Here is a 17915-nt window from a genome sequence, read left to right as displayed (position 1 = left end):
AGGACGATGTTTATCGATTATGTGACGAAGTTAAACGACAACCGTGGCGGTTACCCCTGCACGCTCTTTTTCAGCGCATCGTACAAGCGCACCAGCTCGGCCAGCGAGTCGGCGTTCATCTTGCGCATTACCGCTGCGCGCCGCACTTTCACTGTGATTTCGCTGACACCGAGTTGAGCGGCTACCTGTTTGTTCAATTGGCCGGTCACCACGTGCTCCAGCACCTGTTGTTCACCGGCGGTCAGGCTGTCGTAACACGCCTGTAGCTTAGCCTGCACATCGGCATGGCGGCGTTGTTCGCCATCGCGCTCCAGCCCTTTCTGGATAGCATCGAGCAAGTCCTGCTCGCGAAACGGCTTGGTCAGGAACTCCAGCGCACCGGCCTTCATAGCACGTACCGACATGGGAATGTCACCGTGGGCGGTAATAAAAATCACCGGTAGCGTGATGCCATGACGGTGCATCTCGTCCTGAAAGTCCAGTCCGCTCATGCCCGGCATACGCACATCCAGAATCAGGCAGCCAGGGCGGTCAGGCCGTGATGCGCTGATGAAGTGTTGCGGTGACTCGAAGGTGCGGCTTTCCAGCCCGACTGATGCCAACAAATCTTCCAGTGCCGCGCGCACCGAGGCGTCGTCATCCACGATATAAACCAGCGGTGCAGGGTCATTCGCTAAGGTGTTATTCAGTAAGGCGTCATTCATGGTGCTTTTTTTCCGTCCCCGGCAGGGTGAAGTAGAACGTCGCGCCGCCGTCGCTATTGGCGCTGGCCCAAATCTGGCCGCCGTGGGCTTCGATAATCGAGCGGCTGATGGTCAGGCCCATCCCCATCCCGGTCGATTTGGTGGTGAAAAAGGTTTCAAACAGCCGCTCGCGTTGTTCCGGTGTAAAACCCACACCGTGATCGCAAACCGCAAAGCGGATATCACCGCTGATATCCCGCTCCACGTTAACCGACAGTGTGCGTTGTTCGGTCCCGGCGGCCGCGATGGCATCCAGTGCGTTCAGCATCAGGTTCATCAACACCTGCTGAATCTGGATTTTATCCGCCAGAATGGGCGGTAACCCCTCCGCCACATTGAGACTAAACAGAATATGCTGTTGCATCAGTTCGGTGCGGATCAACAGTAGCATTTCGTCAATGGTATCGGTGATGTTCAGCCACGCTTTATGCGGTGGGGTGCGGCTGGCGAAGCCACGGATACGGGCGATAATTTCGCTGGCGCGAGTCGCGTCGTTGATGATGCGCTGCACTGCCAGCTCGGCGCGAGCCTGATTGGGCGGGGAGGCGTTGAGCCAGCGCAGACAGGCTTCGCCGCTGGTGACGATAGAAGCCAGTGGCTGGTTAACTTCATGGGCGATGGAGGCGGTGAGTTCCCCCATCAGGTTAACACGGGAGATCTGTACCAGCTGGGCGCGCGCTTCGTGAAAAGCATTAATCGCGGCCGACATTTTTAACGCCAGATAGGTCGATAACGTGATTGCCAGCAGGCTGATGCCGCAGTTAATCAGGCTGGATTCGCTACCATCAGGCTTGCTGAGCTTGTAACTGAGCAGGGTCAGGATAATGCACAACGTGGCGATGGCGGTGACGCCGCGTGGCGGTAAAAAACGCACCGCCAGCAGCACAATGGCAATCTGAAATACTCCCACCGCGATCTCCAGGTCGGTGAGGGTATCCACCACGGCGATGCCCACGGCCATCAGCACCAGCGGGATGGCCCGCAGTGTCGTGGCCGCGTGACCGACACGTGTTTTCTCACTCATGTTTTTTCTCTCATGAACAAGGGCCTTTTTCTGTGTCGATCACACCGCTATGAGTCTGTGATTACGACGGATTTTCCAGGCTGAACTGGTCGTGGATGTCGTCGTAAGCGAACAGTTCCGCATAACGTCCCCACTGTGTGACGGCATTCAGCGTTTGCGCCGCGTCGATTTCCGACATGAAATCCTCCAGCTCGTCACGGAAGCGACGCGCCGGGGCGGTGCGAGACGAACGTTCGTCCAGTACCCGCCGGATGTGTGCGACCAGCGGCACATAATTGAGCAAATGCTGGGCGAACAGCTGTTTACGTTCGTCTACACTGGCGTTGGCGTACCGGGCGGCGGCAGGCAACAGCCGAATATCGCCCCCTTGCAGTTCGGCGAAGCGCAGCAGTTGCAAAATTTCCCCTACCGGGAACAGCTCGTCAGCCGTGTACTGCAAGGCGTTAGCCAGTTCAGGCAGGTCTGCCTTGCCTGCATAAGGCGCGGCGTGTACGGCTTCAATCAGGCCAGCCAGCGAGTTGGTAGAGACCAACGGCAACACCATACCCAACCCTGAACCGGGGAAAATCCCCTGACGTGCGGTACCCGCGCTGTTATCCGTTGTCATTTTAACGTAAATGTCTTCAACCAGCGCGCGAAACGCCGGATCCTGACGGTTACGCGGTTGCGGCAGGTCGACACGAATTTCACACGCGACCCGGCCGGGGTTGATAGAAAACAGCACGATACGATCGCACATTAACACCGCTTCTTCGATGTTATGCGTCACCATCAGGATGGATTTGATCGGCATTCTGCCTTCGCCCCACAGATCCAGCAGGTCGGTACGCAGGGTTTCAGCGGTCAGCACATCCAGCGCGGAAAACGGCTCATCCATCAACAGGATGTCTGGGTCCACCACCAGTGCACGCGCCAGTCCGACGCGTTGGCGCATCCCGCCGGAAAGTTCTTTGGGGTAGGCGTTTTCAAACCCATCAAGACCGATCAGGTCAATGGCGGCCAGTGCCCGTTTGCGACGTTGCTCCACCGGTACGTTTTGCGCTTCCAGTCCAACTTCGACGTTTTGTTGCACCGTCAGCCAGGGAAACAGGGCGAAGCTCTGGAAAACCATGCTGACGGTTGTCGGCCGGCCATCCGGCCCCGGCGGGAACTCCACCTGACCGGCGCTTGGCGTCAGCAGACCCGCTATCGAACGCAGCAGGGTCGATTTACCGGAACCGGAACGGCCGAGTAATCCGACGATTTCGTTGTCGTACAACGTCAGGTTAACGTCATCCAGTACCAGTCGTTCGGCGCTGCCGGATTTACCATACAGATGCCGGACGTGTTGTACATTCACCAGACAGTTCTGCTGATGAGCCAGATTGATTGGCTGAAGAATAGTCATCATGTTCTCCTTAACCGAGGCGCAGGCGGCGTTCGGCGAATTGGTACAAGGGACGCCACAGCAGGCGGTTAAACGCGATCACGAATACCGACATCACCGCGATGCCCAGCGCGACCTGATGAAAATCGGCGGCGGTGGTCGCGTTGGCGATATAAGCGCCAAGGCCGGTGGCTTCCAGATGTTGTTTCCCCCAGGAAATGGATTCGGACACGATACTGGCGTTCCAGGAGCCGCCGGAGGCAGTGAGCGCGCCCGTCACGTAGTAGGGAAAAATGCCCGGCAGCGCGACCTGACGCCACCACTGCCAGCGCCGGATACCGTAAATACGCGCGGCTTCCAGCAGGTCGGTCGGCAAGGCTGCCGTGCCCGCGATGACGTTAAACAGGATGTACCACTGGGTACCCAGCACCATCAGCGGTGACAGCCAGATATCCGGATTGAGGTTAAAACCCGCAATCAGGATGACGGCGAATGGGAACAATACGTTGGCCGGAAACGCCGCCAGAAACTGCGCCAGTGGTTGCAGACGTTCTGCCACACTGGGTTGCAGACCAATCCACACACCGATTGGTACCCAAATAACACTGGCCAGCGCAATCAACACCACCACACGAGCGAGTGTTGCCAACCCCATGCCAAACACGGCAATCACATCGGCCATACCGAGCGAGGCACCGATGTATTGCACCAGCTGTACCACGCCTGCCACTACGCCGATAATGACCAGAGCTAGCCACAAGCGGTCGGTGATTTTGTTGTAGCGAGGGCTGGGCGTATGGCGTAAAAACTGCGGCACCGATGGCCAGCGCAAGGCTGCCAGTGTGTAGAACGGCCAGCTCAGCACGTTGATGATCGCCGTCGAGATATGGGTACGGCGAACAAGGTCGTATACCCAGGAACGCGGTCTTTTCTGCGACGCGGTTTGTTCGAAACGGAATTTATCCGCCCAGGCCACCACCGGCCGGAACAGCAGTTGATCGTAAAGCACTATTACTACCGTCATGGCGACCACCGCCCAGGCGATAGCCGTCAGGTTTTCCTGAGCGATAGCCAGCGCCAGCCAGGAGCCGATCCCCGGCAGGCTGACGGTGGTGTTGCCGACGGTAATGGCTTCTGAGGCCACCACGAAGAACCAGCCGCCGGACATTGACATCATCATGTTCCAGACCAGTCCGGGGATGGCGAATGGCAACTCCAGCCGGATAAACCGTCGCCAGGGCGAAAAGCCGAATTGTTGGCTGACTTCACTCAGATCGCCCGGCAGGGTGCGTAACGACTGGAAAAAGCTGAACGCCATGTTCCACGCCTGGCTGGTGAAAATCGCGAAAATCGCCGCACATTCCACCCCCATCTGGCGGCCGGGGAACAGCCCCATAAAAAACGTAACGGTGAAGGTTAAAAACCCCAGTACCGGCACCGATTGCAGAATATCCAGCGCTGGGATGATCACCATTTCGGCTTTACGGCTTTTGGCTGCCAGCGTGGCGATAACCAATGTGAACAGTAACGACACCGCCAGTGCCACGAACATGCGCAACGTGGTGCGTAGCGCATATTCTGGCAGCAGGGCGATATCCAGCCTGACCGGGCTGGCATCCAGAATAGACAGCGGCAGGCTCATTTGCTCCATGCCGTATACCACCAGCGCAACAACCAGCGCCAGCAGGGTAAAAAATAGGATATCGGCCCGATAGGACGGTGCCGCGCGCTGTCTGGTGAGCAGCGCACGGTTGTCAGTCATGATGTCCTGGAGTGGATGGCGCATGATTTTCCTCCCGGTAAGTCAGGCAGTAGCCGGAACGGGGTTCCGGGGCTATTTGCCAAATCTATTAGCCAAATGATACCGGCATTGTCAGTGTGCTCTGAGCAATACGACGATGGTGCGGCGTTATTCTTTAATGCGTGGCAGGAAAATAAAATAATCGAGACAGAGCGTCCACGATTAAAAAGTATAGGTCATGTATACCAAAGTATATTCGTGAAAAAGGAGGGTGTTTTCTATGTGGAAATTTAATTTTTTATATTAAAAATCAATTGATTAAGTTTGTTTATTTTATGTTCCATATTTGTATTCAGTAATCGCTGCGGATATTTTTTATCACCTGATGGATAAATAGATCCAGCAGCGTATCTATTTTTACTTACTGTGAATCTTTTATGAATATTTGGCGGTATATAAATCGAAGAAAACAGGATAACAGCATTCTGGCACCCGAAGAGAAAACTGCAACGTGAAGTATGAAGGGTATACGTTAGCGGGAAATACCCCGGCGTGAAACACGCCGGGGTAGGGTGATGATTACGCCAGATCGAAACGGTCGAGGTTCATCACTTTGGTCCAGGCGGCGATGAAGTCGTGGACAAACTTCGCCTGCGCGTCCGCACTGCCGTAAACTTCGGCCAGCGCGCGTAACTGCGAGTGTGAACCGAAGACAAGGTCGACACGGGTGCCGGTCCACTTCAGGTTACCGCTGACACGGTCACGCCCTTCAAACACACCTTCTTCCCCTGCGGTGGCTTTCCAGACGGTGCCCATATCCAGCAGGTTAACAAAGAAGTCATTGGTCAGTACGCCGGGTTGGGCCGTGAACACGCCATGTGATGCCTGAGCGACATTCGCGCCCAGAACACGCAGCCCGCCGACCAGCACCGTCATCTCCGGTGCACTCAGGGTCAGTAACTGCGCCTTATCCACCAGCAGCGCTTCAGCCGCCACGCTGTAATGGCCTTTCAGGTAGTTACGGAAACCATCGGCAATCGGTTCCAGTACGGAGAATGACTCAACGTCGGTTTGCTCTTGAGAGGCATCCATCCGGCCGGGGGTGAACGGTACGGTTACCGCATGACCAGCGGCTTTCGCTGCCTGTTCCACCCCAGCGGCACCCGCCAGCACGATCAGGTCGGCCAGTGAAATCCGCTTGTTGTCGGACTGCGCGCGGTTGAATTCGTTTTGGATGCCTTCCAGCGTACCCAGCACTTTCGCCAGTTGTTCCGGCTGATTGACTGCCCAGTCTTTCTGCGGGGCAAGACGAATGCGCGCGCCGTTGGCACCACCACGCTTGTCAGAGCCACGGAAAGTGGAAGCCGACGCCCAGGCGGTGGAGACCAACTGGGAAACCGTCAGGCCGGAAGCCAGGACTTTTGCCTTCAGGTTGGCGATATCCTGCTCGCTGACCAGGGTGTGGTTAACGACCGGGATCGGGTCTTGCCATACCAGCTCTTCAGCCGGGACTTCCTGGCCGAGGTAGCGAGCGCGTGGCCCCATATCACGGTGCGTCAGTTTGAACCAGGCACGGGCGAAGGCATCAGCGAACTGATCCGGGTTTTCATAAAAGCGGCGGGAGATCTTTTCATACGCCGGGTCGACGCGTAGCGACAGGTCGGTCGTCAGCATGGTCGGAACATGACGTTTGGATGGGTCATGCGCGTCCGGCACTTCACCGGCACCCGCACCGCCTTTCGGCCGCCACTGGTGGGCGCCAGCCGGGCTTTTGGTCAGTTCCCACTCGTAACCGAACAGGTTCTGGAAGAAATAGTTGCTCCACTGGGTGGGGGTTTGTGTCCAGGTGACTTCCAGCCCGCTGGAGATGGTATCGCCGCCTTTACCGCTGCCAAACGAACTCTTCCAGCCCAGGCCTTGCTCTTCGATACCTGCGGCTTCCGGTTCCGGGCCAACCAGCGCAGCATCGCCTGCGCCGTGGGTTTTCCCGAAGGTGTGACCACCTGCGATCAGCGCGACGGTTTCTTCATCATTCATCGCCATGCGGCTGAAGGTTTCGCGGATGTCTTTCGCTGCGGCCAGCGGGTCTGGGTTGCCATTGGGGCCTTCCGGGTTGACGTAAATCAAGCCCATTTGTACCGCCGCCAGCGGGTTTTCCAAATCCCGTTCACCGGAGTAACGTTTGTCGCCACCCAGCCAGGTGGTTTCCGACCCCCAGTACACATCTTCTTCCGGTTCCCACACATCAGCGCGGCCACCGGCAAAACCGAAGGTTTTGAATCCCATCGATTCCAGCGCGACGTTGCCGGTGAGGACCAGCAGGTCGGCCCATGAAATTTTCTGACCATATTTCTGTTTAATCGGCCACAGCAGGCGACGCGCTTTATCGAGGTTGACGTTATCAGGCCAACTGTTGAGCGGCGCGAAACGTTGCTGACCGGTGCCTGCACCGCCACGACCATCGCCAGTGCGGTAAGTCCCGGCGCAGTGCCAGGCCATACGGACAAACAGCGGGCCGTAGTGACCGAAATCGGCAGGCCACCACTCCTGTGAGTCAGTCATCAGGGCATGCAGATCTTTTTTGAGCGCGTCCAGATCGAGGCTGTTAAAGGCTTCGGCATAGTTGAAGTTTTTATCCAGCGGGTCTGACAGGGAAGAGTGTTGGTGCAGAATGTTCAGATTCAGTTGATTGGGCCACCAGGTGCGGTTATCGGTGCCGCTACCGCTGGCGGTAACCGGCGTACCTTGATGATGGAACGGGCATTTGCTTTCGGTTGTCATGCGTTCTCTACCTTATGCTATGTGTCCCCATTGACCCGGCCTGCACAGAGTGCCGGGCAGTGAGCGGTGCACAATGAATGGCTCATGCTCTTGCAGTGGTACTGCGTCAGTTTTAACGCAATACGTTGAATTTCATGAGTTAGTTGTCGTTCGCCAATGTGTGCTGAGCATTCGTTGGCTGAAATTCACTATTCATCTTAGTCAGCGTCTGCTCAGAGATGAAATCGAATTACATGAATATTGTGATAGATGGTGGCTATTTAACTGTGAAAATTAATAAGTAAAATAATTGTTAAATGAGGGAGGGAGTCGGGCGATGTTGGCTGTTTTTTCGTCACAGGGTGTTTTCATCTGTGTCTTTCATTTCAATGATTAATGAATTACGTGAGGATGTTTCCTGCTTCTGTTTCGCTTATTGATGTCATTTATAGTGCCGCCACAGGATAAATCAGTATTGTTATCGGGTGCGTTTCGCCGCGGTGTACCGCATCGCGAGAGGCAACCTCCGTTCAGTTGGCGTGGTGTATGCTCAAAAGACGTTCTGTCAGTGTGGTGGCGGCGACCTATTTTCAGGGGCGCTTTGTTTTACTGTGTGTTGGCATCTGTGTTTGTTTGGTGTTGCTGGTGGCACGTGTTGGGTATTTGCAGGTGGTGACCAGCCTGCAACTGGAAAAAGAAGCTAATCAGCGTTCGTTACGTGAACTGGTGATGCAACCGTTGCGTGGCACCATTACCGATCGTAACGGGCATCCGCTGGCGGTCAGTGTGTCGTCCAATGACGTGGTGGCTGACCCTATTCATGTGCTGGAGAGTGACCCGTCGCTTGCCAGCGCGCAGTGGAGCGCGCTATCCACCGCATTGTCGCTGCCGCTTGGCACCATCAAAGATAAAATTCAGGAAAATGCGCACCGCCATTTTCTTTATATCGGGCGTCAGATCGAATCCAGTATCGCCGACTATATCCGCCAGTTGCATATCAGTGGTATTTCCACCCCAGCGGACGCCAGCCGCTATTACCCAATGAGTGACGCGGTATCCAACCTGATTGGCATTGTGGGGTTGGACGGACAAGGGCTGGATGGTATTGAGCGGAGTTTCAACAAGTTGCTGCAAGGCAAACCGGGGTTACGGGTTTACCGCAAAGATCGCTACGGCAATGTGGTGAGCCTGATGGCTGACGATCCGGCGCAGCAGGCACCGACGTTGACCCTGAGCATCGACAGTTATCTGCAATTCGTTCTCTATTCGCATCTGCGTGACGGCGTGCAACTAAACAAAGCGGATTCCGGAGCGGCGGTGTTGATTGACATTAACACCGGCGAAATTCTCGGTATGGCCAGTTATCCGTCCTATAACCCCAACAATTACGAAGGCGAGCCGCAAAAGAACATGAGAAATGTGGCGATTTCGGACAGCTTCGAACCCGGCTCCACCGTTAAACCGCTGGTGGTGATGGCGGGGCTGCAACGCCATTTGATCCGGCCTGATTCGGTTATCGACACCACGCCTTACCCGGTGAATGGTCATTTGATTAAAGACGTCGGTCACTGGAGCCGACTGACTATTACCGGCATCCTGCAAAAATCCAGCGACATTGGGGTGTCTCATATCGCGCTGGCGATGCCGGCAAACGTGCTGGTCGATCTCTACCATCGTTTTGGGCTGGGCGTTGCCAGCGGTTTAGGCATTGAAGGGGAAACCAGCGGCTATTTCCCGTTGCACCGTGAGCGGTGGTCTGACATTGAGCGTGCAACCTTTTCGTTCGGGTACGGGTTACGCGTCACGCCGCTACAGATTGCGCGTGAGTACGCCACCATCGGCTCATTCGGCATTTACCGCCCGGTTTCCATCACTAAAGTGACGCCGCCGGTGCTCGGCTCCCGGGTTATCGATGAAGATGTGGCAAGAACCGTGGTGCACATGATGGAGAGTGACGCCTTGCCCGGCGGGAGTGGGGTGACGGCCGCGGTGCCTGGCTATCGTCTGGCGATTAAAACCGGGACGGCGGAGAAAATGGGGTCAGACGGCAAATACGACGGTGGTTACGTCAACTACACCGCCGGGGTGGCACCAGCCAGCAACCCGCGTGTGGCGCTGGTGGTGATGATCAACCACCCCGATGCGGGTAAACATTTCGGTGGCTCGGTCGCTGGCCCTGTTTTTGGGCAGATCATGGGTGAGGTGCTACGCCATATGGATATCCCCCCTGACGCACTTACCCAATAACCCATAACCGCCATCAACACCGCGCCGACAGGGAAAGTCACCTGCCCGGCGCGTTATTGCTTTCATGATCTACCTCAATGAAGTGTGATATTTTTATAAAAGTTCATACGCAGTGCGGGTATCTGTTTTCTTCACGGTGTACTATCTCTTCGCCGTGTACTATCTCCGCGCAGAGCATTATTCCTTGATGGTGTATTCCCCTGCGCACAGTTTTTTCTTGTTGATGTTAATTGGTCGTAATCATTTAATTTGTCGAATAGGGGTGACCTGTTGTGACGCAATTAATAGCACATGACATCGTCATGGACGATATAGCCAGTGATGATTTGCTTAATGATGTAAAACATTATTGGAACAATAGAGCACAAGGATATAACGACGTTAACGTCGCTGAGTTGGCATGCGCTAAACGTCACTTATGGCAGTCGATAATTTTACGTCATGCGCCGAAAAAAACGGTATTAAATATACTGGATGTGGGCACCGGTCCGGGTTTTTTTGCCGTCACACTGGCGATGGCGGGGCATAACGTTAGCGCCGTGGATGTGACACCTGCCATGCTAGCACAGGCCCGGAACAATGCCGCGTACTATGGCGTTGATATCCGGTTCACTGCCACGGATGTCCATGCCTTGCCGTTTCCCGATAATCACTTCGACCTGCTGGTTACCCGTAACGTGACCTGGAATTTGGAACACCCGCAACAAGCCTATCAAGAGTGGCATCGGGTATTAGCACCCGGTGGACGGTTAATTAACTTTGATGCTAACTGGTACGCCCATCTTTTCAATGATGAGGCACGTGAAGGCTATTTTCGTGACCGACACAATGCCCGTCGATTAAAGATTGATGATCATTATGCAAATACCGATACCGTCGCGATGGAAAATATCGCCAGAGCACTGCCGTTAAGCCGGGAAATACGTCCGCAATGGGATCGTCGTGCCTTGTCAGCCTGCGGTTTTCAGCAGGTGATTATCGATGAAAATATTGCTGAACAGCTGTGGGACGATGACGAGAAAATTAATTACGCCTCTACACCGATGTTTATGGTCGTTGCGGAAAAATAAACTGCGATCGATTATTTCTGTACCCAAAATAATTCGAGTTGCAGGACAACACGCTCGCGTGTTGAACAACGCCACGCGTTGGCCCTTTAGGGCAAGGCTCATTAGAGCCTTGTAACGCGGCAAGTGAGCGAATCCCGATGAGCTTACTCAGGTAAGTGATTCGGGTGAGCGAACGCAGCCAACACACCTGCAACTTGAAGTATGACGGGTATATTAGCTCTGGGTGACAGGTCATGGTTAGGATACACCCCATCACACTGGCGGCGTTGATACTGTGTTTGCTGTTCGGCGCATTTTCTGTTGCTGCCGATATGCGCGGCAATCAGTTGGTTTATGCCAGTACCAAAGATATTCGTGATATCAATCCTCATCTTTATGCGGGCGAAATGGCCGCTCAGAATATGGTGTTTGAGTCGCTGGTCATCAATACGCCTGAAGGGGTTAAACCCTGGCTGGCGGAAAGCTGGACGATATCACCCGACGGCAAACAGTATATTTTCATGTTACGTCACGGCGTGCGGTTTAGCGATGGCGAACCGTTCACGGCGGATGCGGTTAAACGCAATATCGACGCGGTGTTAGACAACTATCAACGCCATGCCTGGCTTGAATTGGTACAGCAGATCGATAAGGTCACGGTGCTGGATAGCCACCGCGTCGAGATAACACTCAAACACCCCTATTACCCGACGTTAATCGAACTGGGTTTGACCCGGCCTTTTCGTTTTGTGTCACCGAAAGCGTTTATCAACGGTAAAACCAAAGAGGGCATCAGCGGGTATGTCGGTACCGGCCCCTGGGTGCTGGCGGAGCATAAATCTAATCAGTATGCGCGCTTTGTCGTCAATCCCGATTACTGGGGTCGCCGACCGCATCTCGACAGCGTGATGTGGCGGGTGATGCCTGACCAACAGTCGATGCTGATGGCGTTGCAAAAAGAGAGCGTCCAGCTCATTTTCGGGGCGGACGGCGACATGCTGGATATGGATAGCTTTGCCGCACTTGAGGCGTCGGGGAAGTATCGGACATTGATAAGCCCACCGGTTGCCTCTCGTGCACTGGTGCTCAATAGCGGTCGCCCTATCACCGGCGATAAAGCGGTACGCCAGGCGCTGCAATACGCGATTGATAAAACGGCGATTGCCAGCGGTGTCATGGGTAATACCGAAAGTGTCGCTGATACCTTACTGTCGCGCCGTGTGCCGTATTGTGACATCGATTTGCCGGTTTACCGATTTGATCCGCCACAGGCGAGTGCTTTGTTGGACGCCGCTGGCTGGCATTTGACGGCAGGAAAAACGGTGCGGGAAAAAGACGGCAAGGCGTTGGTGTTGATGCTGTCGTATAACCGCAACAACGCGGCGGAGCGAGAAATTGCCGAGCTGATTCAGGGTGATTTTAAGAACGTCGGCGTGCAACTGACTATTCTGGGCGAAGAAAAGCAGGCGTTTTTAGACCGCCAGAAATCTGGTGATTTTGACCTGCAATACTCGCTGTCGTGGGGAACGCCTTATGACCCGGCGTCGTATATCTCCTCGTTTCGCATCCCCGCACATGCGGATTATCAGGCGCAGAAGGGGTTACGTCGCAAGGCCGAGATCGACACGTTGATTGGCGATATTTTACTGACGCCGGATGAAAAGCAGCGTCAGGCACGCTACACGCAGTTATTCACCCTGCTGACGGAGGAAGCGGTGTACATCCCGTTGACGTATTCAAGGACGAAAGCGATTTATGCACCGACGCTGAAAGGGGTGTCATTTAATGCCTCACAGTATGAGATCCCTTTCGAGAACATGTCGTTCTGAATACCGGGCGATCATGCTGATGGCGCTGTAACGGGGATGGCATCGGTGAGTGGAGGAGGAAAACGACGCGGATGCGTGCTTATTTCATCAAACGACTACTCATGATGGTGCCGCTGGCCGCGGTCATCTCGTTTCTGGCTTTCTCGTTGCTGAATTTGGTGCCTTCCGACCCGGCAGAGGTTGCCCTGCGTGTTAATGAGATAGTCCCGACCGATGAAGCGATACGGCTGGTGCGCCATGAGCTGGGGCTTGATAGGCCATTCCTCCAGCGTTATGTGTGGTGGCTCTGGCGGGCGCTGCACCTGGATTTCGGCACGTCATTTATCACCAGAAAACCGGTCTGGTATGAGTTTATGCAAGCGCTGCCCGCCACCTTGCATCTGGCGTCGGTCACGCTGGTGCTGATCGTAACGCTGTCGCTGACCTTAGGCATCACCTGTGCGATAACCGAGCATTCCGGGTGGGATAGGGTAGTACGTAGTCTGGTGTTTTTAACCGTTTCCATCCCCAATTACTGGCTTGGCCTGTTGCTGATGTGGGGGCTGGCGGTCAGGCTGAACCTGTTCCCGGTTGGCGGTATGCAGGAAACGCATTCCGTGATTCTCCCCGCGTGTACCTTGATGTTGGGGTATATCGGCACTTATATCCGCCTTATCAGGGGCAGTATGCTCGGCAATCTGCGGCAAAATTACGTGTTGTACGCCAGAGCCAGGGGGCTGCCTGAACCGCTGATTATCACTAAGCATGTGCTGGTGAATTCCCTGCATGCGTCGCTGGTGGCGATAGGCATGAGTATTCCCAAACTGATTGCCGGTACGGTGGTGATAGAAAATATTTTTGCCTGGCCCGGTGTCGGTCGGCTGTGTTTATCCGCCATTTTTAACCGTGATTATCCGATCATTCAGGCCTACATGTTGCTGATGGCGTTGTTGTTTCTGGTGGGGAATTTTTTGACTGATGTGATGCAGGTCAGGCTTGACCCACGCATGAAGGAGGCCCGGGAATGAGACGGCCCGGTATCGCTGCGAGAATCAGGCAGGACAAGCTGGCGTTGTGCTGTAGCCTGTTGTTGCTGATGGTCTGTCTGGCCGGTGTGTTTGCCCCCACGATTGCGCCGCATGACCCGACGTTAATATCGATAAAAGACAAATATCAGGGAATCAGCCTGCTGTATCCGCTCGGTACGGATAACCTGGGGCGGTGTGTTTTTTCACGCCTGGTGTTTGGCGTGAGAACCACGGTGTTTTATAGCATCGCCGCTATGGTATTGACTGTACTGACCGGCGGAATCATCGGGGTGATCGCCGGTTATTTCAAAGGCCGCCTCGATAGCGGTGTGATGCGCCTGTGCGATGCCATGCTCGCGTTTCCCAGCGAGGTGATGATTTTTGCCATCGTCGGTATTCTTGGACCGGGCATGCCAAATATTCTGTTGGCGGTGGTACTGGCGAAATGGGCCTGGTATGCGCGGATGATCCGCGGCATGACGCTCAGGCACAGCAGCAAAAATTATATCAACTACGTTCGTGTTATTGCCGCTCCCTCAACATACATCATGCGACGGCATTTGTTGCCCGCCGCTGCCGCTGACAGCGTTATCCTGGCGTCAGCAGATATCGGCAGTGTGATCCTGATGATTTCCGCGCTCTCTTTCCTGGGGTTAGGGGCTCAGCCACCGTTACCGGAATGGGGGAATATGCTGAGCGAAGCAAAAAATGTCATGTTGACCCACCCCACACAGATGTTGCCTGCCGGTATCGCCATTGCCGTGGTGGTAGCTGCCTGTCATGTGGTCGGCGACTTCTTGCATGACGCACTGGAGCCTGCCGGTTACGTCCACCGGGAGACGTCGCCATCATGACGCAACCGGTATTACTCGATGTCAATCGGCTGTCGGTGGCTGACAAGCGCACCGGTAACCTGTTGGTGCAGGATGTGACGCTGGCGCTCCACCGTGGTTGCTGTACGGCGATAGTAGGCGAGAGCGGCAGCGGGAAAACCCTGCTGTGCAAGAGCCTGCTTGGCTTGTTGCCACCCTGGTTGCACGCCAGTGGTGAAACGATGTTCAACGGTTGCGACATGCAACGCCTCTCACCCAAAGCATGGCTTTCACTGCGCGGTCGGCAGATTGCGCTCATCATGCAAGACGCCCCCAGTGCGTTTGACCCGTTGTATACCCTAGGCAACCATCTGGATGAAACGCTCAGGCAGCATACGTCATTATCACGTGCGCAGCGTCGTGCCCGCGCCCAGCGCATGCTGGACAGCGTAGGGTTACGGGAGGTGGACAGCTTGCTGGCCGCTTACCCCCATCAGCTTTCCGGTGGCATGTTGCAACGGGTGATGATTGCCATCGCGTTGGCGCTGCAACCGGCGTTAATCATTGCTGATGAGCCGACGGCGTCACTCGACAGTATTACGCAATTCGATATCGTTCAGCAGTTTATCGGGCTGCAAACACGCACGCAGAGCGCGATGCTGTTTGTTTCCCATGACCTGGCGTTAGTCAGGGCGCTGGCACAGTATGTGGTAGTGATGAAAGACGGTCGGGTAGTTGAACAGGGCGAAACCGAACGGGTCTTTACCTGCCCCGAGCAGGACTATACACGGACGTTGATTGATACCCGCAGGCGGTTGAGTCAGGCGTTTCACCGGATTATGGGGACATAGCGTATGTTACTGGAGGTCCGGCAGGTTGAAAAAAGTTATTGGCAAACGCACGGTCACTTTTTCCGTAAACGAGAGCGCAAAGTGATAAAACCGCTGTCGTTCTCGCTTGAGCCGGGCGAATGTCTCGGTATTGTCGGTGAAAGCGGCGGTGGGAAAAGTACGCTGGCGCGCTTGATTTGCGGGCTGGAGCAGCCGGATCGGGGACGTGTGTTGCTGGCGGGCGAGCCGGTTTCTTGTGCCCAAAACAGGAAGCACCGTATTAGCGCGGTGTTTCAGGATTACACCTCGTCGATTAACCCGCTGATGACGGTGTATCAGGCGTTATCCGAGCCGTTGCGGCTACAGGAAACCCTCCATCGTGCCGAACAGGATCACCGAATCACCGAATTGCTGGCATTAGCCGGGCTGGCACCCGCATTACGCGAACGCTATATCCATGAGCTGTCGGGCGGTCAGATCCAGCGCGTGTGCATTTGTCGCGCGGTGGCAACCCAGCCTCAGTTGTTGGTGCTGGACGAGGCCATCAGCGCGTTGGATGTCTCTTCTCAGGTACAGATTCTGGATTTGCTTATCGCGTTGAAAAAACGCATTAATCTTGCCTGCCTGTTCATTACGCATGATATTCAGGCGGCGGCGTATCTGTGCCATCGTGTGATGTTTTTCCGTGAGGGTGAAATGGTTGAAAGCTGCGCGGTTAACGCATTGCCCAACGTCTCCCACCCTTATGCGCAGCGGTTGTTGCAGTCGGTCATGACCTTTCGCTAACGCCTCATTCCCTCCTTAATTGTTTCTAAAATGTAACCAAACACGAATCGCTGTTGACATTTAATTGACCAGGCATTAATTTCTTAATCAATTAATGCCTGGTCAATTTTATGATGTCATGAACAATAACCACGACGACGCGCTTTGCTCGATAGGTTTGCTTATCCACCTGTCGAATCAGTTTAAAGATCACCTGCTGAATGAGTATTTTGCTGACAGCGATATCACCGCTCCACAGTTCAAGGTCTTGATCAGTATCTATAAAGGGTTGACCAGCCCGATAGAGGTGAGCAAAAACGTGATGATGGACGGCGGCGCGCTGAGCCGCATGATTGAGCGGATGGCGAAGCGGGAATTGCTCATTCGTCAGTCTCACCCCAGTGATAAACGGCAGGTGATTCTGGCGTTGACGGAAAAAGGGCGGGAAATCTGCCAGCAGTTTGAACAGGAAGGGATGCAGGTTGTGCCGGCGAAGATCACTGCTCGCCTGACGCTTGAGGAAACGGAACAACTGAAACGGCTGCTGACCAAGATGCTGCCGGATGATGTGGTGGCGCGCTACTTGCCTTACTGACGTCCTTCTCTTCGGTATGTTGTGTTCGCCCACGCCGCGGTTATACGGCGGGGGGTGGCGCAGATGCTGGCGTGTTATCGGTAGGGTTGAGTGTATTTCTGGTAGTCAGTAAGGAGGATTTTGCAATGATGTTATCAACGATGCCATCGATGGTGAGATTTACTACTGAGCTGGTTGGCTGGATAGAAAACCATCTTGAAAGCCCACTGATGATCAATGACGTCACCGCGAAATCGGGTTATAGCAAATGGCATTTGCAGCGGTTGTTTAAGAAGGAAACTGGCGTTTCATTGGGAACCTATATTCGCAACCGGCGTTTGAGCAAAGCGGCGGTTGAGTTAAAGCTCACCAGCCAAACTGTTCAGGATGTGGCGTTACGTTATTGCTTTGATTCCCAGCAGTCGTTTACCCGTACCTTCAAAAAACGTTTTGGTATGTCGCCAGGCCATTACCGCAGAACCTCATTCTGGGATTTCTCCAATCTGCAACCGTCATTAGGCGCGGGTGTTGACTGGCTGCCGATCCCCGAACTGGTTAATTTACCGGCCAGACCGATGGGTACCTCTTCGTTTGAACATTCGCAAAATGTTGATGACTTCCTCGCGGGGAATGACATTTCGCACCGGGTCCATTGGTGGGAGCAGGCAAGCCAGCAATATGATGGCGACGAGGTGGTCATTTATTCCTTTTCGACTGTGATCCCGGATGAAAACCGGGTTAATCGCCATGTGCGCGTGGCGTATCACATGAGTGCAGTAGACCCACATGAACGCCTGCTTGCTGATGACGTTGACAGTCAGTCATCAACATCGGAGGGCCGTTATTTACGCTTCGCCTTTTCCGGTGACGAGCAGGAATATAAATCGTTTCTGAAAGCGATTTACCACCACATCTTACCCGGCCAGGACTATACCCATGTCAATGGTGGCGTACTGGAGATCATTCGGTGCAGGAAAGATGAAAACGGCAAAATAGATACCGGGTATTTTGAAGTGGAATACTACGCGCCGTTTGACAGGAAATAAGTCTGGCTCATCGGTCTGATGGCGTATTAGCTCGGGGGCTGCAACATGATGATGACGCGTTCTGTTTCAGTTTTATCGGATGGTGGCTTGCCACAGTGCAGGTATACTCATCGCAGTTTTCG

14 protein-coding genes are annotated in these 17915 nt (G+C 54.5%); 9 read left to right on the top strand and 5 right to left on the bottom strand.

Annotated features, from left to right (window positions below; genetic code table 11):
- Positions 1-50 precede the first annotated feature (50 nt).
- The 5 genes from FGI04_RS11960 to katG all read right to left on the bottom strand — a co-directional run bounded on the left by FGI04_RS11960 (position 51) and on the right by katG (position 7655).
- Positions 51-704 carry a response regulator transcription factor gene (locus tag FGI04_RS11960; protein WP_038903882.1) on the bottom strand — a complete coding sequence of 218 codons (654 nt, stop codon included), beginning with the start codon at positions 702-704 and terminating at the stop codon, positions 51-53.
- Positions 697-1767 carry a sensor histidine kinase gene (locus FGI04_RS11955; RefSeq protein WP_252999977.1) on the bottom strand — a complete coding sequence of 357 codons (1071 nt, stop codon included), beginning with the start codon at positions 1765-1767 and terminating at the stop codon, positions 697-699. The genes FGI04_RS11960 and FGI04_RS11955 overlap by 8 nt, the downstream gene beginning before the upstream one ends.
- Positions 1768-1828: 61 nt before the next feature.
- Entirely contained in the window at positions 1829-3157 is a 1329-nt protein-coding gene (locus tag FGI04_RS11950) for an ABC transporter ATP-binding protein (protein WP_016943815.1), read from the bottom strand.
- Between the two features lie 7 nt (positions 3158-3164).
- On the bottom strand, positions 3165-4919 hold the full coding sequence (locus tag FGI04_RS11945) for an ABC transporter permease (RefSeq protein ID WP_407336785.1): 1755 nt from the start codon (positions 4917-4919) through the stop codon (positions 3165-3167).
- A gap of 534 nt (positions 4920-5453) precedes the next feature.
- Positions 5454-7655, bottom strand: coding sequence for a catalase/peroxidase HPI (gene katG / locus FGI04_RS11940; protein WP_407273202.1), 2202 nt, complete (start codon positions 7653-7655; stop codon positions 5454-5456).
- Between the two features lie 525 nt (positions 7656-8180).
- Between katG and ftsI the strand changes: the two genes are divergently transcribed.
- The 9 genes from ftsI (at position 8181) to FGI04_RS11895 (ending at position 17793) form a co-directional block, all read left to right on the top strand.
- A complete protein-coding gene (gene ftsI / locus FGI04_RS11935; protein WP_342698755.1) occupies positions 8181-9881 on the top strand; it encodes a penicillin-binding transpeptidase domain-containing protein in 1701 nt (566 codons plus the stop codon).
- A gap of 272 nt (positions 9882-10153) precedes the next feature.
- On the top strand, positions 10154-10951 hold the full coding sequence (locus FGI04_RS11930) for a class I SAM-dependent methyltransferase (protein ID WP_407336784.1): 798 nt from the start codon (positions 10154-10156) through the stop codon (positions 10949-10951).
- A gap of 233 nt (positions 10952-11184) precedes the next feature.
- Entirely contained in the window at positions 11185-12759 is a 1575-nt protein-coding gene (nikA, locus tag FGI04_RS11925) for a nickel ABC transporter substrate-binding protein (protein ID WP_407336783.1), read from the top strand.
- A gap of 71 nt (positions 12760-12830) precedes the next feature.
- Positions 12831-13766 (top strand): nickel/cobalt ABC transporter permease, encoded by a 936-nt coding sequence (gene opp1B, locus FGI04_RS11920; RefSeq protein WP_407273204.1) that lies wholly within the window; start codon positions 12831-12833, stop codon positions 13764-13766.
- Complete coding sequence (gene opp1C, locus FGI04_RS11915; RefSeq protein WP_407273205.1) at positions 13763-14620, top strand: nickel/cobalt ABC transporter permease; 858 nt, start codon at positions 13763-13765, stop codon at positions 14618-14620. The genes opp1B and opp1C overlap by 4 nt, the downstream gene beginning before the upstream one ends.
- Positions 14617-15429, top strand: a complete 813-nt coding sequence (locus FGI04_RS11910; RefSeq protein ID WP_407273206.1) for an ATP-binding cassette domain-containing protein — start codon at positions 14617-14619, stop codon at positions 15427-15429. Before opp1C ends, FGI04_RS11910 begins: the two co-directional genes overlap by 4 nt.
- 3 nt (positions 15430-15432) lie before the next feature.
- Positions 15433-16194 (top strand): ABC transporter ATP-binding protein, encoded by a 762-nt coding sequence (locus FGI04_RS11905; protein WP_342698761.1) that lies wholly within the window; start codon positions 15433-15435, stop codon positions 16192-16194.
- Between the two features lie 118 nt (positions 16195-16312).
- Complete coding sequence (locus FGI04_RS11900) at positions 16313-16768, top strand: MarR family transcriptional regulator (RefSeq protein WP_342698762.1); 456 nt, start codon at positions 16313-16315, stop codon at positions 16766-16768.
- A 125-nt stretch (positions 16769-16893) separates the two neighbouring features.
- Positions 16894-17793 (top strand): helix-turn-helix domain-containing protein, encoded by a 900-nt coding sequence (locus FGI04_RS11895; protein ID WP_407336782.1) that lies wholly within the window; start codon positions 16894-16896, stop codon positions 17791-17793.
- The last annotated feature ends 122 nt before the right edge of the window (positions 17794-17915 follow it).

It is taken from the genome of Dickeya ananatis, assembly GCF_019464615.1.
Classification (GTDB): domain Bacteria; phylum Pseudomonadota; class Gammaproteobacteria; order Enterobacterales; family Enterobacteriaceae; genus Dickeya; species Dickeya oryzae.
The sequence above is the reverse complement of the archived record's forward strand: the minus strand, read 5'-3'. Positions and strand labels throughout refer to the sequence as shown.